The sequence below is a fragment of the Streptomyces sp. CB02056 genome, from assembly GCF_001905545.1.
GTDB lineage: Bacteria > Actinomycetota > Actinomycetes > Streptomycetales > Streptomycetaceae > Kitasatospora.
The window spans coordinates 126,355-146,649 of sequence record NZ_LIPD01000003.1 but is presented as its reverse complement, the minus strand read 5'-3'; the positions used below and the strand labels follow the sequence as shown (position 1 = coordinate 146,649).

Annotated in this window: 19 protein-coding genes; 10 read left to right on the top strand and 9 right to left on the bottom strand. The window is 74.6% G+C overall.

Annotation, left to right across the window (positions count from 1 at the left end; translation table 11 throughout):
• Positions 1–130: 130 nt before the first annotated feature.
• Complete coding sequence (locus AMK13_RS08010) at positions 131–1,621, top strand: alkaline phosphatase PhoX (protein WP_049654998.1); 1,491 nt, start codon at positions 131–133, stop codon at positions 1,619–1,621.
• Positions 1,622–1,657: 36 nt separating this feature from the next.
• Here AMK13_RS08010 and AMK13_RS08005 read toward each other — a convergent pair whose 3' ends face one another.
• Complete coding sequence (locus AMK13_RS08005; protein WP_241852794.1) at positions 1,658–3,259, bottom strand: PucR family transcriptional regulator; 1,602 nt, start codon at positions 3,257–3,259, stop codon at positions 1,658–1,660.
• Between the two features lie 388 nt (positions 3,260–3,647).
• On the opposite strand from AMK13_RS08005, the gene pruA reads away from it, so the two are divergent.
• Both pruA and AMK13_RS07995 read left to right on the top strand, forming a co-directional pair.
• On the top strand, positions 3,648–5,276 hold the full coding sequence (pruA, locus tag AMK13_RS08000; RefSeq protein ID WP_049654997.1) for an L-glutamate gamma-semialdehyde dehydrogenase: 1,629 nt from the start codon (positions 3,648–3,650) through the stop codon (positions 5,274–5,276).
• A 160-nt stretch (positions 5,277–5,436) separates the two neighbouring features.
• Positions 5,437–6,366: a proline dehydrogenase family protein gene (locus AMK13_RS07995; RefSeq protein WP_049654995.1), complete on the top strand. Its 930-nt coding sequence runs from the start codon at positions 5,437–5,439 to the stop codon at positions 6,364–6,366.
• A 65-nt stretch (positions 6,367–6,431) separates the two neighbouring features.
• Here the strand turns inward: AMK13_RS07995 and AMK13_RS07990 are convergent, their stop codons facing one another.
• Positions 6,432–6,992, bottom strand: coding sequence for a Uma2 family endonuclease (locus AMK13_RS07990; RefSeq protein ID WP_074002113.1), 561 nt, complete (start codon positions 6,990–6,992; stop codon positions 6,432–6,434).
• 153 nt (positions 6,993–7,145) lie between these two features.
• On the opposite strand from AMK13_RS07990, the gene AMK13_RS07985 reads away from it, so the two are divergent.
• Complete coding sequence (locus tag AMK13_RS07985; RefSeq protein ID WP_049654991.1) at positions 7,146–7,838, top strand: RraA family protein; 693 nt, start codon at positions 7,146–7,148, stop codon at positions 7,836–7,838.
• Positions 7,839–7,855: 17 nt separating this feature from the next.
• Here the strand turns inward: AMK13_RS07985 and AMK13_RS07980 are convergent, their stop codons facing one another.
• From AMK13_RS07980 to AMK13_RS07965, 4 genes are all read right to left on the bottom strand, one after another.
• Positions 7,856–8,344: a GNAT family N-acetyltransferase gene (locus AMK13_RS07980; protein ID WP_074002112.1), complete on the bottom strand. Its 489-nt coding sequence runs from the start codon at positions 8,342–8,344 to the stop codon at positions 7,856–7,858.
• A gap of 101 nt (positions 8,345–8,445) precedes the next feature.
• Positions 8,446–9,411, bottom strand: coding sequence for an SGNH/GDSL hydrolase family protein (locus AMK13_RS07975; RefSeq protein ID WP_049654985.1), 966 nt, complete (start codon positions 9,409–9,411; stop codon positions 8,446–8,448).
• Between the two features lie 124 nt (positions 9,412–9,535).
• Positions 9,536–10,831, bottom strand: a complete 1,296-nt coding sequence (locus AMK13_RS07970) for a TerD family protein (RefSeq protein ID WP_074002111.1) — start codon at positions 10,829–10,831, stop codon at positions 9,536–9,538.
• A 172-nt stretch (positions 10,832–11,003) separates the two neighbouring features.
• A complete protein-coding gene (locus AMK13_RS07965) occupies positions 11,004–12,212 on the bottom strand; it encodes a hypothetical protein (protein WP_143204502.1) in 1,209 nt (402 codons plus the stop codon).
• A 329-nt stretch (positions 12,213–12,541) separates the two neighbouring features.
• On the opposite strand from AMK13_RS07965, the gene AMK13_RS07960 reads away from it, so the two are divergent.
• Entirely contained in the window at positions 12,542–13,042 is a 501-nt protein-coding gene (locus tag AMK13_RS07960; RefSeq protein WP_074001657.1) for an SsgA family sporulation/cell division regulator, read from the top strand.
• Positions 13,043–13,072: 30 nt separating this feature from the next.
• Here AMK13_RS07960 and AMK13_RS07955 read toward each other — a convergent pair whose 3' ends face one another.
• The 3 genes from AMK13_RS07955 to AMK13_RS07945 form a co-directional block, all read right to left on the bottom strand.
• Positions 13,073–14,509: a helix-turn-helix domain-containing protein gene (locus tag AMK13_RS07955; RefSeq protein WP_074001656.1), complete on the bottom strand. Its 1,437-nt coding sequence runs from the start codon at positions 14,507–14,509 to the stop codon at positions 13,073–13,075.
• Positions 14,510–14,678: 169 nt separating this feature from the next.
• Positions 14,679–15,803 carry a M56 family metallopeptidase gene (locus tag AMK13_RS07950; RefSeq protein ID WP_074001655.1) on the bottom strand — a complete coding sequence of 375 codons (1,125 nt, stop codon included), beginning with the start codon at positions 15,801–15,803 and terminating at the stop codon, positions 14,679–14,681.
• Positions 15,800–16,204, bottom strand: a complete 405-nt coding sequence (locus AMK13_RS07945; RefSeq protein WP_049654255.1) for a BlaI/MecI/CopY family transcriptional regulator — start codon at positions 16,202–16,204, stop codon at positions 15,800–15,802. Before AMK13_RS07945 ends, AMK13_RS07950 begins: the two co-directional genes overlap by 4 nt.
• Before the next feature lie 114 nt (positions 16,205–16,318).
• On the opposite strand from AMK13_RS07945, the gene AMK13_RS07940 reads away from it, so the two are divergent.
• The 5 genes from AMK13_RS07940 (at position 16,319) to AMK13_RS07920 (ending at position 20,287) form a co-directional block, all read left to right on the top strand.
• Positions 16,319–16,987 carry a DedA family protein gene (locus AMK13_RS07940; protein WP_049654256.1) on the top strand — a complete coding sequence of 223 codons (669 nt, stop codon included), beginning with the start codon at positions 16,319–16,321 and terminating at the stop codon, positions 16,985–16,987.
• The gene (locus tag AMK13_RS07935; protein WP_074001654.1) at positions 16,984–17,655 is read left to right on the top strand and encodes a phosphatase PAP2 family protein; all 672 of its coding nucleotides are present in this window, start codon (positions 16,984–16,986) and stop codon (positions 17,653–17,655) included. The genes AMK13_RS07940 and AMK13_RS07935 overlap by 4 nt, the downstream gene beginning before the upstream one ends.
• A gap of 148 nt (positions 17,656–17,803) precedes the next feature.
• Entirely contained in the window at positions 17,804–18,319 is a 516-nt protein-coding gene (locus AMK13_RS07930; RefSeq protein ID WP_049654261.1) for a pyridoxamine 5'-phosphate oxidase family protein, read from the top strand.
• 115 nt (positions 18,320–18,434) lie between these two features.
• Entirely contained in the window at positions 18,435–19,556 is a 1,122-nt protein-coding gene (locus AMK13_RS07925; protein WP_049654265.1) for a TIGR03364 family FAD-dependent oxidoreductase, read from the top strand.
• Between the two features lie 11 nt (positions 19,557–19,567).
• Positions 19,568–20,287, top strand: a complete 720-nt coding sequence (locus tag AMK13_RS07920) for a phosphonatase-like hydrolase (protein WP_274538672.1) — start codon at positions 19,568–19,570, stop codon at positions 20,285–20,287.
• Positions 20,288–20,295 lie beyond the last annotated feature (8 nt).

The window sequence follows — 20,295 nt, the reverse complement described above, 5'->3', positions numbered from 1 at the left end:
ACGGTCATCAGTCGGCAAATGGCCGCCTGGGCGTGAGGTGGGCGTCATGCCGGGTTCACCCGCCCGGCGGAGCCTGCTGGGCGTCGGCATCCCGCACCGGCGCCCCCGCTCATCCTCAGGAGTTGCTGCCATGTCGCTGTCCCGTCGGGACTTCGTCAACCGTTCCACCCTCGTCGGGGCCGGCGTGCTGATCGCCGGCGGCGCCGAGGCGCTGGCCAGCGCCCCGGGCGCGATCGCCGCCCCGGTCGGCGGCGAGGCCCCGGTCGCCGCGGCCGCCGGGACCAACTCGGCCGGCGGCACCGCCGTCGGCTACGGCCAGCTGGTCCAGGACCCGGCCGGCCTGCTCTCCCTGCCGAAGGGCTTCTCGTACAAGGTCCTCAACCGGGCAGGCGTCACCAAGCTGCGCACCGGCGAGTTCACCCCGAGCAACCACGACGGCACCTCCGCCTTCGAGGACGAGCGCGGCGGCAACCTGATGGTCGTCAACCACGAGCTGGCCGGCGCCCGCGCCAACTGGCCGCACCCGGTGCCGCTGACCGAGGGCCACGTCTACGACCCGGGCGCGGCCGGCGGCTGCACCATCGTGCACGCCAAGCGGGACGGCTCGGTCGAGCAGTGGGTCGGCATCGCCGGCACCGCCACCAACTGCGCCGGCGGCGTGACCCCGTGGGGCACCTGGCTGTCCGGCGAGGAGACCGAGGACAAGGCCGGCAAGAACGGCTTCACCAAGGACCATGGCTACATCTTCGAGGTCGACCCCTTCGACGACGACTACAACCGGGACCCGCAGCCGGTGAAGGCCTTCGGCCGCTACGCGCACGAGGCCGTGGTCGTGGACCCGAAGCGCGGCCAGGTCTACCTGACCGAGGACGCCTCGAACCCGAACGGCCTGCTGTTCCGCTGGACCCCGCCGGCCGGCTTCAAGCACGGCCGCTACCAGCTGCGCAAGCTCGCCGCCGACGCCGGTGTGCTGGAGGCCTTCAAGGTCTTCGACGCCCAGGGCAAGTTCGTCGACGACCTCTCCCGCGCCACCAAGGTCGGCACCACCTACGGCGTGGACTGGGTCAAGGTCCAGGACCGCGACGCCAGGACCGTCTCGGTGCGCAAGCAGTTCAAGGACGGCGAGGTCAGCCGCGCCCGCAAGCTGGAGGGCATGTGGTGGGGTGACGGCGGCTTCTACTTCGTCTCCAGCTTCGCCCGTTCGGAGAGCCCGCTCCAGCACGACGGCCAGGTCTGGTTCTACAACCCGGCCCGCCGCACCATCACCCTGAAGGTGCTGCTGGGCGTCAACACCGACGTCTGGGGCGACCACGACAACTTCGACGGCCCGGACAACATCACCGTCTCGCCGTACGGCGGCATCGTGATCTGCGAGGACGGCGAGGGCGTCTCGCACCTGTTCGGCGCCACCGAGGACGGGCTGGTCTACCCGATCGCCCGCAACGAGCTGAACATCGGCACCGCCGAGAAGCCCGAGTTCAGCGAGTTCACCGGAGTGACCTTCTCGGACGACGGCAAGACCCTGTTCGCCAACATCCAGACCCCGGGCATCCAGCTGGCGATCAGCGGCCCGTGGCGCCGGCTGAACGAGCACAAGCGCGGCCAGGGCTACGGCGAGTGACGAACCGTCAGGAATGACCGTGCGGCTGCCCGCGGACTACTCGTCCGCGGGCAGCCGCAGTTGCAGCATCGCCAGCAGGCGCTGCTGCGGCTGGGCGAGGTCGATGCCGGTCAACTGCTCGGCGCGGCGCACCCGGTAGCGCAGGGTGTTGGGGTGGATGTGCAGGGCGTCCGCGGCCACCCGGACCTCGCCGAGCGCGTCCAGCCAGGCCAGCACCGACTCGGCGAGCCGGGTGCCGTGCCGGCGGTCGTACGCGGTGAGCGCGGTCAGCCGCGGGTCGCGCAGGCCGGTGCGCTCCTGGAGCAGCGCGAGCATCTCGCTGACCAGCACCTCCGCCTGGACGTCGATCAGCGCCGCGACGTCGAGGTCCACTCCGCCGCGGCCCATCGCGTCCAGGATGCGGTCCGCCTGGGCGCGGGAGTCGGGGACCTGGGCCAGGCCGTCGACGGTCGAGCCGATCGCGGCGCGCAGCGGGACGCCGAGGTGCTCCCGGGCGGCCGCCACCACCTCGAAGGCCCAGTCGCGCACGGTGGTCATCGGCAGGCCGGGCGGCAGCTCGGGCAGCAGCACGTACACCCGGGACTCGATCGGGGCGAGCAGCGCGGTGCGGTGCCGGGCGGCGGTGTGCACCGAGATCAGGCCGGTGACGTCGGAGCGGTGCAGCACGTCGGTGGTGTGCGCGCTGTAGGCCAGCACGGTGGCCGGGCGGCGCAGGTCCAGGCCGAGGTGGGTGGCGAGCGACTGGGGGCCGGTGGAGCCCTCCAGCAGGCCGGTCAGCAGCGTCTGGGTGAGCCGGACGTCGGCGGACAGCTCCCGGCGGCGGCGCACCAGCTGGGCGGCCGCGACCCGGGCGGCGCCGACCAGGGACTGCTCGGCCAGCGGGGCCAGCGGCTGGGCACCCTCCTGCACCCAGATGGTGCCGAGCGGCTGCGCCCCGGCCCGGATGCCGACCGCGAGGCGGCGGCGCAGGCCCAGCTCGGGGTGCGGCTCGACCGCGATCGGGGTGTCCGAGCTGCGCAGGTGCTGGAAGATGCCCCACTCGCGGAGCTTGGACAGGTACGGCTCCGGGCCCTGCCAGCCGAGGATGGACAGCCGGCGCAGGTCGTCGACCTCGTCGGAGTCGGAGGAGCGGGAGTAGGCCAGCACCCGGCTGGAGGTGTCCTCGATCGAGACGATGCCGTTGGTGAGGACGGCGACGGTCTGGGCGAGGGAGAAGAGGTCGCCCGCGTTGGGTTCGGGGGCGCCGGGGGCGTCCGGGGCGTCAGGGCCGGCGATGATCGCCCGGGCCAGCGAGTCGAGGTGCTCCCAGCGGGTCTCGCGGCGCACCGAGAGCAGGGCGACGCCCGCGTCGGTGGCGGCTTCGCGCAGCGCGTCGGCCTGGCCGGGGCCGTCCAGCTTCACCGCGACGGCGGCGGCCCCGGCCCGGCCGGCCGCGCGCAGGGCGGGCAGGGCGGCGCGGCCGCGGGCGCCGATCGCGAGCACCAGCTCGCCGGGGGCGGCGGTCGGCGGGTCCTCCGGGTCGAGGATCGCGACGTCGCGCACCGGGACGTCCAGGCCCAGCGGGGCGGCCTGCAGCTCGACCAGCGGTTCGCCGAGGGACATCAGGAGTTGACGGAGCGGCAGGCCGGGGGTGGTCACGCCGGTCCTCCTTCATCCGCTCGGACAACGTTTCGCGGTCGATTTTAGCCGGACGGACAGAGATTCGGCGTGGCCGCCGGACCGCGGCCCGGCGCGCGGGCGCGCCGGGTCCTGCCGACGGGCACCGGCGCGCGAGCCGCCTTCGTGGGCCGGGGGCGTGAGCCCGGAGGCGCGAGGTGGCGCGGGGTGGTGTGAAAGGTGGGGCGATCGGGGACGGTTCGTGACCGCGGCGTGACCGACTTCGTCGGGCCGGACAACGCCGTACGGGGGAATTTAGCCGCGCGGCCAATCAAGTCGCCCGGTGGCCAGGAATAGCGTTCGTGCTGTGGTCGGCGTGCAACCCGCGCCGGCAATCCCCCCGCACTGAACGAAGGAGAGCGTGCGCTCTATGGACGCTGTGACCCAGGTCCCCGCGCCGGTGAACGAGCCGGTCCACAGCTACGCCCCCGGGAGCCCGGAACGGGCCCGTCTGGAGGCCAAGCTGAAGGAGCTGGGCGGCCAGGAGCCGGTCCAGCTGACCATGACGATCAACGGTGAGCGCCGGATGGGCGGCGGCACCGAGATCCACGTCGTCCAGCCGCACAACCACGCGGCTCGGCTCGGCACCCTGCGCAACGCCACCCAGGCCGACGCGCAGGAGGCCATCGACACTGCCCTGGCCGCAGCCGAGGCCTGGCAGGCGCTCTCCTTCGACTCCCGCGCCGCGATCTTCCTCAAGGCCGCCGACCTGCTGGCCGGCCCCTGGCGCGAGACCCTGGCCGCCGCCACCATGCTCGGCCAGTCCAAGACCGCGCAGCAGGCCGAGATCGACACCCCCTGCGAGCTGGTCGACTTCCTGCGCTTCAACGTGCACTTCGCCCGCCAGATCATGGCCGAGCAGCCGATCTCCTCGGACGGCGTGTGGAACCGCAGCGACCACCGCCCGCTCGAGGGCTTCGTCTACGCGATCACCCCGTTCAACTTCACCGCGATCGCCGGCAACCTGCCGACCGCGCCCGCGCTGATGGGCAACGTGGTGCTGTGGAAGCCGTCCCCGACCCAGCAGTTCTCCGCGCACCTGCTGATGCAGCTGCTGGAGGAGGCCGGCCTGCCCAAGGGCGTCATCAACATGGTGACCGGCGACGGCCTGGCCGTCTCCGAGGTCGCGCTCAAGCACCCGGCGCTGGCCGGCATCCACTTCACCGGCTCCACCGCCACCTTCCAGCACCTGTGGCGCGAGGTCGGCACCAACATCTCCGGCTACCGCACCTACCCGCGGATCGTCGGCGAGACCGGCGGCAAGGACTTCCTGGTCGCCCACCCGTCCGCCGACCCGAAGGTCCTCAAGACCGCGATGACCCGCGGCGCCTTCGAGTTCCAGGGCCAGAAGTGCTCGGCGCTGTCGCGGGCCTACGTCCCGGCCTCGCTCTGGGCCGGCCTCAAGGACGAGTTCGCCGCCGAGGTCGACGGCCTCACCATGGGCGACGTCAGCGACCTGTCCAACTTCATGTCGGCCGTCATCGACGAGCGCTCCTTCGCCAAGAACAAGGCCGCGATCGACCGCGCCCAGGCCGACCCGCAGGTCGAGGTCCTCGCCGGCGGCACCTACGACGACTCGGTCGGCTACTTCGTCCGCCCGACCGTCCTGGTCTGCCAGGACCCGGCCGCCGAGTACTTCAAGGACGAGTACTTCGGCCCGATCCTGGCCGTGTACGTCTACGAGGACGAGAAGTACGAGGAGATGCTGACCCAGATGGAGTCGGTGTCCCCGTACGGCCTGACCGGCTCGATCATCTCCCAGGACCGCGCCGCGGCCCAGGATGCGATGCACAAGCTGCGCTTCGCCGCCGGCAACTTCTACATCAACGACAAGCCGACCGGCGCCGTCGTCGGCCAGCAGCCCTTCGGCGGCGGCCGGGCCTCGGGCACCAACGACAAGGCCGGCGCCAAGCAGAACCTGGCGCGCTGGACCTCGACCCGCTCGGTCAAGGAGACCTTCGTCCCGCCGACGGACTACCGCTACCCGCACATGGGCTGACCAGCCCCCTGACCAGCCGGCTCGTCCCGTAGCCACCGGTCACCCGCGACGCCCGGTCCCGCAGCCGGGCGCCGCCTCCCGGGGCGGCGGTGCCCCATCCCCGCACCGCCGCCCCGGCCCTTTCTGCCATCCTTAAGAAGCACCAGCTCCAGGAGTCACGATGCTCCGTTCCGCCCTTCTCGCGGCCTCCCGGTCCCCGCAGGTCCGCACCGTGGTCGAGAAGTTCCCGCCGACCCACGCGATAGTCGAGCGCTTCGTCGCCGGTGACGTCCTCGACGACGCCGTCACCGCCACCGACGACCTGATCGCCACCGGTCGCAAGGTCACCCTCGACCACCTCGGCGAGGACACCCAGGACGCCGCCCAGGCCGCCGGCACCGCCGAGGCCTACGAGCACCTGCTCAAGGCCCTCAAGGACACCGGCCTCGCGGCCGGCGCCGAGGTGTCGGTCAAGCTGTCGGCCGTCGGCCAGTTCCTCCCGGTGGACGGCGAGAAGATCGCGCTGGAGAACGCCCGCCGCATCTGCGAGGCCGCCGCCGAGGCCGGCACCACGGTGACCCTCGACATGGAGGACCACACCACCACCGACTCCACCCTCGCCATCGCGCGGGAGCTGCGGGCGGACTTCCCGTGGCTGGGCGTCGTGCTCCAGGCCTACCTGCGCCGCACCGAGGCCGACTGCCGCGACTTCTCCGGCGCCGGCTCGCGCGTGCGCCTGTGCAAGGGCGCCTACAAGGAGCCCGAGTCGGTCGCCTTCCAGGGCAAGCACGAGGTCGACCTCGCGTATGTCCGGGCCCTGAAGGTCCTGATGGCGGGCGAGGGCTACCCGATGATCGCCTCGCACGACCCCAACATGATCAAGATCGCCGGCCAGCTGGCCCAGTGGAACGGCCGCAAGCGGGACTCCTTCGAGTACCAGATGCTGTTCGGCATCCGCCCCGAGGAGCAGCTGCGCCTCGCCGCCGAGGGCAACACCATGCGGGTCTACCTCCCGTACGGCCAGGAGTGGTACGGCTACTTCATGCGCCGCCTCGCCGAGCGCCCCGCCAACCTGACCTTCTTCCTGCGCGCCATGGCCACCCGCGGCTGACCCGGCGCCCCAGGCCACGGCCCGCACCCCTGACGGGGGGTGCGGGCCGTCGCGCGTTGTCGACGTCAGAGGAACGGCTTCGTGTCGAGGTCGAAGTCGAACGGGGCAGGGAGCGCGAGCGGTTCGCCGAAGGCGGCGAGGTGCACCTCGGTGTACTCGTCGCGGTGCGGCTTGGCGAACAGACTGACCTGGGACTTCTCGCGGTCGATGAGGAGGTAGAGCGGGATGCCGGCCCGGGCGTAGCAGTGGCGCTTGGCGATGCGGTCCTGGTCGGGCTTGGCGGAGGTCACTTCCGCGACCATGGCGACGCCGTCCGGTTCCATCCAGGACGGTGCGCCCCGGAAGAGGCGGAGTTCCTCGGGGGCGAACGTGACGTCCGGGATGACGTGGTCCGCAGGGTGGTGCCCGCTGGCGACGAGGCGAAGTCCCTTGTTCTCCGACATCTGCATTTCGGTAGCCGACTTGCGCCACACCTGGCCGGTCAACTCGCTGATGAGATGGCAGTGGTAGCCGTCGACGGGGAGTCGGATGAGGATCTCGCCATTGACGAGTTCGGCCCTCAGGCCTTCGGGGGCGTCCAGGGCGAGAAACAGCTCGAGGAGGATCTCGTTATCCGTTGTGTTCATGAACGACCTCTCGACCGGATGCGTCGGAAGGCTATGCGCGGTGGGCACAAGCGGGGGCAGGGACTGCGTCATCGTCACTCGATGGTGTGAGTTCGGGGCGGGGCCTAGGATCTTCCTGCTGGTGAACTGGCTTTTCGAGTGGAGGAGTTGGGGATGCTGAAGGCTTTCGCGGAGCTGTCCACGCCGTTGGTGGCGGATGCCTGTGTGCGGCTCGGGGTGGGGGTGCGGGTGGCGCCGGCGGGGGTGGGGGCGGTGGTGGCCGGGGCCCGGGTGGCGGGGCGGGTGCTGCCGGTGCGGCACTACGGGAGCGTGGACGTGTTCCTGGAGGCGTACGGGGCGGCCCGGGACGGGGACGTGCTGGTGGTCGACAACGGCGGGCGGACCGACGAGGCCTGCATCGGGGACCTCGCGGTGCTGGAGGCGCGCGCTGCCGGGGTGGCCGGGATCGTGGTGTGGGGGCTGCACCGGGACACCCCCGAGCTGCGGGAGATCGGGCTGCCGGTGTTCAGTTACGGGGCGCTGCCGCTCGGCCCGGTGCGGTTGGACGACCGGGAGCCGGCGGCGCTGCTGACGGCCAAGTTCGGGCCGCACCCGGTGAGCGCCGAGGACGTGGTGTTCGCCGACCCGGACGGGGTGCTGTTCGTGCCCGGCGACCGGGTCGCGGAGGTGCTGGAGACGGCCGGCGGGATCGCCCGGACCGAGCGCGCGCAGGCCGCCCGGATCGCCTCCGGGGACACGCTGCGCCGGCAGACCTCCTTCGAGGAGTACCTGGAGCGGCGCGCCGCCGACCCGGCGTACAGCTTCCGGCGGCACCTGCGGCGGATCGGCGGGGCGATCGAGGAGTAGGAGCAGGGGTAACGGCTTTACAGCTTCCGGTACATGACGTGCAGGCCGACGTAGCCGTCCACGGGGTGGTCGAAGGCCTCGGGGACGGTGCCGACGACCTCGAAGCCGAGCGACTCGTAGAGCCGCACGGCGTGGTGGTTGTTGGCGACCACGGCGTTGAACTGCATGGCGCGGAAGCCGGAGCGGCGGGCCCAGTCGAGGGTGTACTCGACCAGGGCCCGCCCGATCCCCCGGCCGTGGTGGGCCGGGTCGACCAGGTAGCTGGCGCTAGCCACGTGCGAGCCGTTGCCGGGGCGGTTGCGGTTCATGGTGGCGGTGCCGAGGATCCGCCCGTCCCCGTCCACCGCGACCACCGTGCGGTTCGGGGCGGCGAGCATCCACCACTCCCGGCCCAGCTCGGAGGACATGTCCAGGGGGTAGGGGAAGGTCTCGCCGGCGGCGACGACGGTGTGGAAGAACGGCCAGATGTCCGGCCAGTCCTCGGGGACGGCTTCGCGGATGCGGATGGGAGCGGGCACGGGCACGGGCGCGGGCGTGGGCAGGGGCATCGGACCAGGATGATGCTCGAGGGGTGGGCGGGCCAGCGGTTTTCGGTCGGAGCGGCCGGTCAACCGCCGAGGACGGCCTTCTCGACCAGGGCGGCGGTGTGCGCCTGGCCGGTGGCGTTGGGGTGCACCACGGCGTACTCGAGGGGGAGGACGCTGGTCAGCACGCCGTCCAGCCAGTGGTCGGCGTCGCAGACGCTGTGGCCGGCGCTGGCGGGGTAGAGGTCCACGAAGGTGTCGCCGTGGGCGGCGGTGCTCCGGGCGACGAGCGCGTTGAGCGGTTCCACGATCGCGGTACGGGCCCAGACGAGGTCGCCGCCGGTGAAGGTGCCGAACTGCAGGAGGTTGCCGAACTGGCAGAGCCCGGCGTTCTCGGGGACGAGGTGCGGGTAGCCGACGGTGAGGATCCTGGCGGACGGGGCCTTGGCGTGCAGCGCGGTCAGCATCCGGTCGTAGCCGTTGCGCAGCCGGGCGAAGCGGTCGGGCAGGCCCGCGTCGAACTTGTCCTTGCAGGGCGTGCCCCGGCCGAGCTGGACGGCGCCGAGTTCGATGCAGCTCTTGAGGATCTCGGCGAAGCCGAGGTCGTTGCCGCCGATCCCGACGGTGACCAGGCCGGTGGCCGGGTCGACGGCGTCGATCTGCGGCGGGACGGGCGGGTAGGGGCCGTTCGGGTCGGTGCCGAGCGGCGGGAGCGGGCGGCCGAGCGGGGCCTGCGCGGTCACGTCGACGCCGTCGGTGGTGGCGCCGCTGCAGCTGACGTTTCGCAGGTCGGCCAGGGAGCCGAGGTCGCGGCGGATGATCTCGGGGTAGGAGTCGACGGTCCGGGCGCAGCCGTCGCGGGGCGCGGTCTCGTCGCCGGTGGCCTCGATGACCCCGGCGGTGTAGGAGTCGCCGAGGGCCGTCCAGCTCAGTGCGCCGGCGCGGGTGCCCGGCCGGGCGGCGGCCTGGGAGGTGGTCGGGGTGATCAGCCCGGCGGCGAGCACGGTGGCGGTGCCGGCGACGGCGAGGCGGGACAGGAAGCGTGGCACGGCTCTCCTCCTGGGGATAGGGGGAGAGTGCGGTTTCACCCTCCTGAGAGTCAATCGAGTCGCTCTGTGGACGACTTGATGCCTCGGGAGGGTGAAACCACGGGCAGGACGGTGACGCCGGGTGTCAGAGCGTCGCGGCGGCGGGCTCGATCATCGCCCGCGCGGTCTTGCCGTCGACGTACTCGCCGAGCGCCGTCATCTCCCACTCGCCGCCCGGGCGGCGGACCAGCTTGCACATCATCACACCGGTGTGGGGCTCGGAGTTGGTGAGGTCGAAGCGGACCAGCTCCTCCTCCGTCCGGGCGTCCAGCAGGCGGCAGTAGGCGTCGCGCACCTCGGTGAACCTCTGGCCGGAGAAGGAGTTCACGACGAAGACCAGCGCGTGGACCTCGGCCGGCAGGCCCTCCAGGTGGACGGTGATCGCCTCGTCGTCGCCGCCCTCGCCGCCGACCAGGTTGTCGCCGGAGTGGGAGATCGCGCCGTTGAAGATGCTCAGCTTCATGAACCAGGCCGTCTCCAGCCGCTTGTGGCGGGCGTCGAAGGCGAGGCAGGAGGCGTCCAGGTCGATGTCGCGGCCGCGGGCGGCGGACTTCCAGCCGAGGGCCATCCGGACGGAGGAGAGGAAGGGGCGGCCGTTCTTGACCAGGGAGACCGAGCTGCCCTTGACCAGGTTGACCCGGCCCTTGTCCAGGGTGACCTTGCCGGGGGCGGCCGGGGCCGGGGGCGCGGCGGGCGCCGGGGGAGCCGCGGGCGGGGCAGGGACGGCGGTCTGGCCGGTGGCGAGGGCGATCCGCGGGTCGATCGGGGAGGCCGCCGGTGCGGGCGGCACGGGCGGGGCGGCCGGCGGGGCCGGGAGCTGGATGGTCCGGTCCATCGGGGCCGGCGGTGCGGCCGCTGCCACCGGGGCGGCGGGCGCGGGGGCCGGGGAGTCGTCGACGGTGACGCCGAAGTCGGTGGCGATGCCCGCGAGGCCGTCGGCGTAGCCCTGGCCGACCGCGCGCACCTTCCAGGCGCCGCCCCGCTGGTAGACCTCGACCACGATGAGCGCGGTCTCCAGGCCCAGCCGGGGCGGGGTGAAGGTGACCAGCACCTCGCCGGTGTCGGCGTCGCGGACGGTGGCGGTGGGCTCCGTCCCGGCGAAGGTGGAGACCTGGTCGGCGGGGCTCGCGGTGACCACGATCTTGGTGATCCCGGCCGGGACGGCCCGGGTGTCGACGGTGATCGCGTCGGGGGTGCCGGCGGAGGCCGGGCGGTGGCTGACGCCGGGGCCGTTCGGGGCGTTGAAGAAGACGAAGTCGTCGTCCGAGCGGACCTTTCCGGCATCGGTCAGCAGCAGGCCGGAGACGTCCAGCGCCTTGGGCGCGGTGACCTCGACGGTCACTCGCGCGGCGGTCAGCGGTGCGTTGCCGCCTTGGGTCAGGACGGTGGGCACGGACTCCTCCTCGGGTGCGGAACGGCGGCCCGGCCGGGGCCGTTGGGGGCGCCGGGCCGGGTGCTGCCCACAGTAACGAACGAGGGTGCGGGGATGCGCCCGTCCGGCGGGCCCGGCTGTCGGATCGTCGGACGATCGTCCGCTGCGGGCCGTCGGCGGTTCAGCGGGCCGCGGCGGTCGGGGTCGCGGCCGGGGTGGACGCCGGTGCGGCGAGCGGCGTGGCGGCCGGGGTGCCGGGCGCGTACGGCTCGGCGGACGGCGGCGGCGGCGGGCCGAAGGAGCCGAGCGCCGCGACCGCGCGGGGGCGGTCGAGGGCGAAGGCGGAGACGCTCCAGCTCTCCGTCGGGGCCGACTTGCGCACCACGGCGGACGGGTCGGCCGCCGGACGGGCGCCGCGGACGCCGAAGGTGTAGCGGCCGGGCCGGACGTCGGTGCCGGGCGGCGTGGTGAAGCGGTAGACGAGGGTGCCGCGCTCCTGCTGGACGGTCACCACGGCGCCCGGCAGGTCGGTCCAGGCGGAGCCGGGGCCGGGGGCCGACTCGCCCGGGACGAGCCGGAACTCGGCCTGGAACGCGGTGACCGGCTCGGTGGCCGCGAGGGTGAGCTGGTGGCGCAGGCCGTCGCGGCCCAGCGGGGAGACCCGGGCGGCGCCGGTCAGCGCGTGGTCGGTGTCCGCGCTGTCGTCGGTGCCATCGGTGCCGTCGGTGTCCGGGGTGTCGCCGGTGTCCGCCGCGCCGTCGGTGTCGGGGACGGGCAGGGCGGGCGGCGGCGCCGGGCGGCCGGGGGTGGGCGGGCCGAAGCCGGGCTGCTTGGCGCCCGGGGCCGGGACGGAGACGGAAGGGGAGGGCGAGGGGCCGGCCGGGGCCGTGGCGCCGAGCAGCCCGGCCTCGGTGCCCGCGAGCTGGGTGCCTGAGGCGGGTGCGTCCTGCCCGGCCGAGGCCTGGCCGCCGGTCTGGGGTGCGCCCGGGACCGTCGCGCGGGGCGCGGGCGGGGAGGCGGCGACCGGGGGGTCCACCGAGCGGTGCGTGGACGGGTGCGTCGAGGGCCGGTTCGCGGCGGGGGAGGACGACGGGCCGTCGGTCGGGGTCTGCGCCGAGACCGCCTCGGCCTCCTCGGTGGCGCCCGGCGTGGGCGGCGGGGTGCTGCCGACCCGGGCGACGCCGGCCCGGCGGCCGATCCCCTGCTGTTCGTTGAGCAGCAGGGTGGTCGCGATGCTGATGCCGACCACGGTGGACATCGCCATCGCGGCGCCGGAGAAGCGCAGGGTGGGCAGCCGGAACAGGCCGCCGAACGGGCGCGGCCGCCCGTGCCGGCCCTGCCGTGCGGGCTCGTGCTGCACGTCCCGCGCGGTGTCCTCGCGCACAGCCACCGGACCCCTCCCTCCCCGAAGCCGCCGTCGCGTCGCCGTATTCTCCCACGCGCCGCCGCCGGGCCCGGCTCCGGCCGCGGAGGGCCGGTTCCACGCGGGCCCGCGTGGGGAGAGGGGAGAGCGTACCAGCGGGCGGCCGCGGCCCGGTCGCACCCCCTCCACTTCGCGGACATCCGTGCGCCACACGGAAGTTGACGCTCCGTCTGATAAGCGTCGGCAGGGGAAGGAAGGCCCGGCCGGGGGTTATTGCAACCCCCTTGCAACCCTTGCCCGCCGTACCGGGCGTGACGCAGGCTGAGGGCATCCCACGCCGTCCCGGAGAGACCGTCATGCCGTCCGACCCGCTGTCCGCAGCCTCCAGTGCACCCCTCGCCGCCACCCCCACGGGCGGCGATGGGGAGGTCTCCACCGCCGCTCCGGCGGCGGTGGAGGAGGTGCTGATCCTGCGGATCTCGCTGGGCGAGGAGGTGGTCGGCGAGGTGCGCACCCGGTTCCGGTTCACCGCCGCGCGCCCGTACGAGGTGCTGCTGACCTTCCACCTGGGGCGGCCGGACGAGGCGGACTGGGTGTTCTCGCGCGAACTGCTGCGCGACGGCCTGCGCGCGCTGAGCGGGCAGGGCGACGTCAAACTGTGGCCGGCGTACTGCCCGTGCCACGGCTCGACGCTGCACCTGGCGCTCGAATCCCCGCACGGCAGCGCGCTGCTGGAGGCCTCCAAGCCCCGGGTGCAGGCCTGGCTGGACCGCACCTACGCGCTGGTCTCCGAGCACCAGGAGCGCCACTGCGGCCCCACCGACGCCGAACTGGCCGCGCTGCTCGCCGAGGGCTGAGGCTCCGCCCCCGGAAGCCGGGACAGACCGTCAGCGGCGCTCCGGCGGCACGGCGGCGCACGGCGGCGCGAGGGGCGGCGCGCCGGGCAACCAGGCCGTCCCCGCCGCCAGCGCGGCCCGCAGCCGCCGGACGGCCGGGGCCGAGGAGGCGGGAAGCAGGTCGTACGGGTCGTCCGGCCCGTCCACGCTGACCAGCACCGACTCGGCGATCCGGTACGGCCGGTGGGCCAGCAGCCCGCCCAGGTAGCGGCGCAGCCGGGACAGCTCGGCGCGGACCGTCACCGTCCGGCCCGCGTCGCCGAACAGCGCCTCGGCGAGCTGGGCGGCGGTGCTGCCCTCGCGTCCGGTGGCGAGCAGGAGCAGCAGTTCGGCGTGGCGCGGGCTGAGCGGGTGCGACCAGCTGTCGGCCGCGCCCCGGACGGACAGCTCGGGGCGGTCCGGGCGGCGCAGGTCGAGCCGCAGGTGGGCGCCCTCGGCCTGTTCGGCGGTCACCGTGCCGGAGCCGTCCTCCTCGGGCGGCCGGACCGGGCGCACCAGCCAGCCGTCGGCGAGCGGCTCCAGCGCGCACTCGCCGAGGCCGGGCACCCAGTGCACGGTGGCCGGGGTCCAGCCCTCGCTGGGCACCCGCAGCCGGCTGGGCGGCGGCAGTCCGGCGGCGGCGGCGGTCCAGCCGGCCGCGTCGACCACCAGCGCCGGGCCGCCGACCCGGGCGAGCAGCGGGGCGGCCAGGGCGCGCAGCTGGTGCAGCGCCTCCAGCCGGTGGGCGCGCAGCTCGGCCTCGGCGAGCCGGGCGGCGGTGGCGGTGAGCTGGATCAGGAACGGGCGGACGCTGTGCGCCGGGCCGCTCAGGTTGATGGCGCCGACCAGCCGTCCGGTCCCGGGGTCGCGCACCGGCGCGGCCACGCAGGTCCAGGCGTGGTGGCTGCGCAGGTAGTGCTCGGCGGAGTGGACGTGCATCGGGCGCCGGGCGCGCAGCGCGACCGCGATGCCGTTGGTGCCGACGCTCTCCTCGATCCAGCGGGCGCCGGTGATGAAGCCGATCCGGTCGGCGCTGCGGCGCAGGCCGCGCTCGCCCTCCTGCCAGAGCACGTGGCCCTCGGCGTCGGCGACGGCCAGCAGCAGCGGGGCCGCTCCGCCCACCTCCAGCAGGGTCTCGCGCAGCACCGGCAGGACGGCGTCGAGTCCGCTGGTGCGGCGGCGCTGTTCGATTTCGCCGGGGCCCAGCAGGACGGCGGCGGCGCCGGTGTCGGGGTCGAGGCCGAGGCGGCGCAGCCGGGCCCAGGAGTCGCCGATCTCGGGGCGGGGTTCGAGCAGGCCGGGGCCGCCGGTCTCCTCGGTGAGGGCGGGAACGGCCAGTTCCCGGGCGGCGGCGTCGGCGAGGGTGCGGTCGTGGACCTTGGCCAGCTCCGACGCGGTCGGCGGGGTGCGGCGCTCGGGTCGTCGGGACTGCCGTCCGGTCTGCCGCACTCGCTTCGCTCCTCGCCGCCGTTCGAGGACGCGTCGGGGCCGACGCGCTGACGAAAGCGTACGGGGGCGGTGGGCCGCTGGGGACGGGGTCGGGCAAGTCGGCATACCGGGCGGTACGGAACGCGGGCCCGCGTTCCGTACCGCCGTACCGCCTGACGGCCGGACGGGGTCAGCGCTGCGCGCCGGAGCCCTGCTGGGCCGCCTCCACGGTGTGGTGCAGGTCGGCGCCGGCCTCCAGGGCGGCGCCGGTGCTCAGCGCCAGGCAGGCGGCCAGGGCCACGGCGGCGGCCCGCAGCCAGGTGCCGGGGGCGGTGGCCGGGCGGGGCTGGAGCAGTGCGGCGACCCGGCGCGGGACCGGGCCGGAGTGGGCGGCGGCGACCAGCCGGGGGCGGGCCGGCCAGGGGGAGCGGCTCGCGGCCAGGGCGGCCCGGCCGACCGCGCGGGCGGTGACGGCGCGGTCGCCGACCCGGGCGGCGGCCACCTCGTCGGCCCAGCGCTCCAGGTGGTAGCCGAGGGGTGCGCGCAGCGGGCGGAGTGCCGGGTGGACGTCGGCGGCGTGCTCGGCGAGGGCGAGGAAGAGGTGGTGGCGGGCGGTCAGGTGGGCCCGTTCGTGGGCGAGCAGGGCGGAGCGCTCGGGGCCGCTGAGGGCGCGCAGCATGCCGGAGGTGACCACGATCCGGCCGGGCTCGCCCGGTCGGCCGGGGCGGCCCAGGCGGCCGGGCAGGGCGAAGGCGTCGGCGCACTCGTCGTCCAGGACGGTGAGCGGGTGGTCGGCGGGCCGCAGCAGGGCGGCGGGCCGGAGGAGCGCGGCCGGCCATGCCGGGGGGCGTGACCAGCGCACGGAGGCGCGCGGGGGGCGCGTGTCCGGATGCTGGGCGGGGGAAGGTCCACGGTCCGGACGGGGGCCGTCGGCGGGCTCCGCGCGGTGCGCGTCGGCCGGGAGCGCGGCCCGGGCGGCGCGCAGCTCCCGCAGCCGTCGGCGGGCGGTGCGCACCGCTAGGGCGCCGAGCGCGAGGAGGGCCAGGGCGGCCAGCGCGGCCGGGAACGGCGCGTCGGGCGCGGCCGCGGTGAGCCAGGGCAGCGAGAGGTGGCCGAGGGCGGCGACCGGCGGGAGCTGGAGCAGTCCGGCGGCGGCCAGCAGGCCGAGCGAGCAGAGGGTGCCGCCGGCCAGGACGGCCGCGCTGCCGGCCAGCATCCAGGCGGCGGCCCGCGGCGGCAGCGCATCGGCGAGGCGGCGGGCCAGCGGGGCGGCCAGGAAGGGCAGCAGCAGGGGGACCCAGACGGCGAGCATCATCGGCCCGCCGTTCCCGGTGTCTGAGCCCCGGGGTTGCCGTCGCCGAGGAGGTCGCGCAGCAGCTGCTCGTCCTCGGCGGAGAGGTCGGAGACGAAGCGGGCCAGCACGGTGGAGCGGTCGGTCTCGCGGCCGAGCTCGGTGTGCATCCGGCGGGCGGCGAGCCCGGCGGTGTCCTGGACGGTCGGGGTGTAGGCGTAGGCGCGGCCGGCCCGGGTGCGCTCGACCGTCCCCTTGTCGAACAGCCGGGCCAGGATCGTCGCGATGGTGGTGCGGGCGAGGTCCCCGCCGAGCGCGGCCTGGACGTCCTGCGGCGTCATCGGCTGCCGGGCGGACCAGAGGGCGGCCAGCACCTCGGCCTCCAGCTCCCCGGCGGGCCGGCGGGCGGACGGTACGTCGGGCATGGCGGCGCTTCCTCCAAGTATCGTCTACAGTCGTGTAGACCGTCTACGCAACTGTAGACGGTCCGGGCGGGTTCGGTGCGAACCGCCCTCCAACGTACGGGAGGTCCGTCGGCCTTGCTCCAGTTCCTCGCCGATCCGGCCGTTCACCTCGCGGTGAACCCGCTGGACGCGTCCTCACTGCTCGCCGCCTTCGGCGCGCTCGGCATCGCCGTCGTGCTGTTCGCCGAGACCGGGCTGCTGGTGGGCTTCTTCCTGCCCGGCGACTCGCTGCTGTTCACCGCCGGGCTGCTCTGCGTGCCCGGCGCCACCAAGGGCCCGCAGCTGCACCTGTGGCAGGTGCTGCCCGCCGCCCTGGTCGGCGCGCTCGTCGGCGCCCAGGTCGGCTACCTGATCGGCCGGCGCGGCGGCCGGGCGCTGCTCGGCCGGACCAGGCGCAAGAGCCTGCTGGAGGGCGTGGCGCGGGCCGAGGAGCTGCTCGCCAAGTACGGCCACGGCAAGGCGATCGTGCTCGCCCGGTTCATCCCGGTGGTCCGAACGGTGCTGAATCCGCTCTGCGGCGTGCTCGACGTGCCGGTCCGCTCGTTCACCCTGTGGCAGGTGGCCGGAGGCGTGGTCTGGACGGTCGGTGTGGTGTTCGCCGGGTACGGGCTGGGCTCGTCCATCCCCGGCATCGACCAGTACCTGCTGCCGATCATCGGTCTGGTAGTAGTTGTCTCCGTGCTCCCTATTGTTCTCGAACTGTTCCGCGCCCGTAAGGCGCGACGTCACGGAGGTGACATGTGACGCCCTCCAGGGCGCTCGCCGTGTACGACGGCAGCGGAATCGACGGCGGCCTGTACACCCGGGTCAACGGCTGGGCGCAGTCGGCGCCGCACTGGCTGGACGAGCTGATCAAGGTCTGGTCGGCGCTCGGCCTCGGGCTGTTCGCGGTCTTCATGCTCTACGCCTGGTGGCGGGCGCGCGGCGCGGACTCGGCCGTGATGGCCAGGGTGCTCGCCTCGCCGGTGATCGTGGTCGTCGCCTACGGCGTCAACTCGGTGTTCAAGGGCGCGGTCGAGGAACTCCGGCCGTGCGCTCAGATCCCCGGCAGCGTCTCGCTGGAGACCTGCCCGGGCACCGGGGACTGGTCCTTCCCGAGCAACCACTCGGTGATCGCCTTCGCCGCCGCGACCGCGCTCTGGTTCGTCAACCGGCGGCTCGGCCTGGTGGCCGGCCTGTTCGCGGTGCTGATGGCCGCCTCCCGGGTCTGGGTCGGCGTGCACTACCCGCACGACGTGGCGGTGGGCGCGCTGGTCGGGCTGCTGGCCGCGGCGGTGCTGGCGCCGCTCGCCGGGCGCTGCGGTCCGCTGGTGGACCGGATGCGGGCGGGCGCGCTGCGGCCGCTGCTCGGACCGGGGCAGCCGCCGGTCGTGGCCCGCGGGTACGCGTCGTACGAGTCCCGGCAGCGCTGAGCCGGACTTCCGCCCCTGCCCCTTGTCCGGTCTCGGACGGCGGGTGGAGCATGTGAGCCGGGCGTGGAGCCTCCTTCGGGGGGCGCCCGCCCGGCTCAGTCGTGCTCGGGCGCGCGGGCGCCGGGCGTGCCAGCGGAGGGAGTGCCGAATGCCGTACCGACTCGACATCACGCAGGGGGACTGGCCGGGCGACCTGCTGCACAAGGGCGTCGAGGGGCTGTTGGCCGAGGCCATGGTGCTCACCCTCGCCACCGCGGGCCACGAGCACGGCCCGCACGCCAACCTGGCCTTCTTCGCGTACGACGACGACCTCGTCCTCTACTTCGTCAGCGAGCGCTCCACCCGGCACAGCCACCACCTGGCCGAGGAGGCCCGGGCCGCCGCCACCGTCTTCCTGCCGCCGCCGGTCTTCGGCGAGCAGCTGCGCGGCCTCCAGCTGACCGGCAGCGCGAGCGAGGCCTGGGGGCGGCAGGCCGAGGCGGCGCTGGCCGCCTACCAGGGGCGCTACCCGGTCTTCGCACGGGACGAGGAGGTCCGGCGGCAGTTCCTGACCGGGGGCGGGGCGGCGGCGCTGTACCGGTTCCAGGTGGAGGAGCTGACGGCGGTGGACGAGCCGAACTTCGGGCGGCGCAACTACCTGCGGGCCCGGGTGGTGCGGTCGTAGCCGCCGCGGCGGCCTCGGGGTGGCCGACGGGTTGTCTGTACAACTTCCCAGGTGGTTCATCTGCGGGACGGCGTCCCGACGCCCCTCGGACACCCGGGCGCACCAGCCTGGACGCATGAGAGTCATCGTCGTAGGAGCAGGCGTCCTGGGCAGCATGCACGCCTGGCAGGCCGTCGAACGCGGCCACGAGGTCGTCCACCTGGAGCGCGAGACCGAGGCGCGCGGCGCCTCGGTGCGCAACTTCGGCCTGGTCTGGGTCAGCGGCCGCGCGCAGGGCGAGGAACTGGACACCGCGCTGCGCGCCCGCGAACTGTGGGAGTCCATCGGCGCCCGCGTCCCGGACCTCGGCTTCCGGGCCAACGGATCGCTCACCGCGATCCGCACCGAGGCCGAACTCGCCGTCGCCGAACAGGCCCTGGCCCTGCCGGACGCCGCCGCCCGCGGCTACCGGCTGCTCGACCCGGACGAGACCCGCGCCGCCAACCCGGCCCTGCGCGGCAAGCTGCTCGGCGCCCTGTGGTGCGGGCGCGACGCCGCCGTCGAACCCCGCACCGCCCAGCCCGCGCTGCGCGCCGCCCTGGAGGCCACCGGCCGGTACACCTTCCTGCCCGGGCGCGAGGTGCGCGAGGTGGTCGGCGAGAACGCCGTCCGCGACGACCACGGCGACGTCCACACCGGCGACCTGGTCGTCCTCTGCACCGGCGCCTGGCTCGGCGGCCTGGTCCGCGAACTCGCCCCCGCCCTGCCGGTCCGCCGGGTGCGGCTCCAGATGATGCAGACCGACCCGCTCGGCGAGACCCTCACCACCTCCGTCGCCGACGGCGACAGCTTCCGCTACTACCCCGCCTTCGCCGGCACCGCCCTGGACCGGCTGCGCGAGACCCAGCCGCAGCCGCCCGTCGCCGCCGAGCACCGGATGCAGCTGCTGATGGTCCAGCGCCGCGACGGCGGCCTGACCATCGGCGACACCCACGAGTACGACCAGCCGTTCGGCTTCGACGTCGTCGAGGACCCGTACGACCACCTGGTCGGCGTCGTCGAGGACCTGCTCGGCCGCCCGATGCCGCGGATCCGCCGCCGCTGGGCCGGGGTGTACGCGCAGTGCGTCGACACCACCCGGGTCGTCCACCGCGAGCGCGTGCGCGACGGCGTCTGGCTGGTCACCGGCCCCGGCGGCCGCGGCATGACCTGCTCGCCCGCCATCGCCGAGACCACCGCCGACCTCGCCAACCTGTAAGGAGCGCCGCTGTGAGCAACACCGCTGTGAGCAACACCGCTGTGACCGATACCGCTGTGACCGCCGACATCCGCCTGGTCGTGCTCGACATGGCCGGCACCACCGTGGCCGACGACGGCCTCGTCGAGCAGGCCTTCACCGCGGCCGCCGCGGCGCTCGGCGTCGAGGCCGGCAGCCCGGAGTTCGACCCGATGCTGGCCCACGTCCGGGCCACCATGGGCGAGTCCAAGATCTCCGTCTTCCGGCACCTGTTCGGCGCGGAGGAGAAGGCCCAGCGGGCCAACACCGCCTTCGAGGCCGCCTACCACGACCTGGTCGACGCCGGGCACTGCGCCGCCCTGCCCGGCGCCGCCGAGGCCATCGCCGAACTGCGCGGCCAGGGCCGCAAGGTGGTCCTCACCACCGGCTTCTCCCGGGCCACCCAGGACCGCATCCTGGACGCCCTCGGCTGGCGGTCCGTCGCCGACCTGACCCTCTGCCCCGCCGAGGCCGGCCGCGGCCGCCCGTACCCCGACCTCGCGCTCACCGCCCTGCTGCGCACCGGCACCGACTCGGTCCGCCAGATCGCCGTCGCCGGCGACACCGGCTACGACATGCTGACCGGCACCCGGGCCGGCGCCCCGGTCGTCGCGGGCGTCCTCACCGGCGCCCACGACGAGGCCCGGCTGCGGGCCGACGGCGCCACCCACGTCCTCGGCTCGATCGCCGAACTGCCCGCGCTGCTGGGCTGATGCGGCGT

Excerpts from the sequence above, each read along its gene's own strand:
- AMK13_RS08010 (WP_049654998.1), top strand. The coding sequence starts at position 131 with ATGTCGCTGTCCCGTCGGGACTTCGTCAACCGTTCCACCCTCGTCGGG.
- pruA (WP_049654997.1), top strand. The coding sequence starts at position 3,648 with ATGGACGCTGTGACCCAGGTCCCCGCGCCGGTGAACGAGCCGGTCCAC.
- AMK13_RS07995 (WP_049654995.1), top strand. The coding sequence starts at position 5,437 with ATGCTCCGTTCCGCCCTTCTCGCGGCCTCCCGGTCCCCGCAGGTCCGC.
- AMK13_RS07990 (WP_074002113.1), bottom strand. The coding sequence starts at position 6,992 with ATGAACACAACGGATAACGAGATCCTCCTCGAGCTGTTTCTCGCCCTG.
- AMK13_RS07985 (WP_049654991.1), top strand. The coding sequence starts at position 7,146 with ATGCTGAAGGCTTTCGCGGAGCTGTCCACGCCGTTGGTGGCGGATGCC.
- AMK13_RS07960 (WP_074001657.1), top strand. The coding sequence starts at position 12,542 with ATGCCGTCCGACCCGCTGTCCGCAGCCTCCAGTGCACCCCTCGCCGCC.
- AMK13_RS07950 (WP_074001655.1), bottom strand. The coding sequence starts at position 15,803 with ATGATGCTCGCCGTCTGGGTCCCCCTGCTGCTGCCCTTCCTGGCCGCC.
- AMK13_RS07945 (WP_049654255.1), bottom strand. The coding sequence starts at position 16,204 with ATGCCCGACGTACCGTCCGCCCGCCGGCCCGCCGGGGAGCTGGAGGCC.
- AMK13_RS07930 (WP_049654261.1), top strand. The coding sequence starts at position 17,804 with ATGCCGTACCGACTCGACATCACGCAGGGGGACTGGCCGGGCGACCTG.
- AMK13_RS07925 (WP_049654265.1), top strand. The coding sequence starts at position 18,435 with ATGAGAGTCATCGTCGTAGGAGCAGGCGTCCTGGGCAGCATGCACGCC.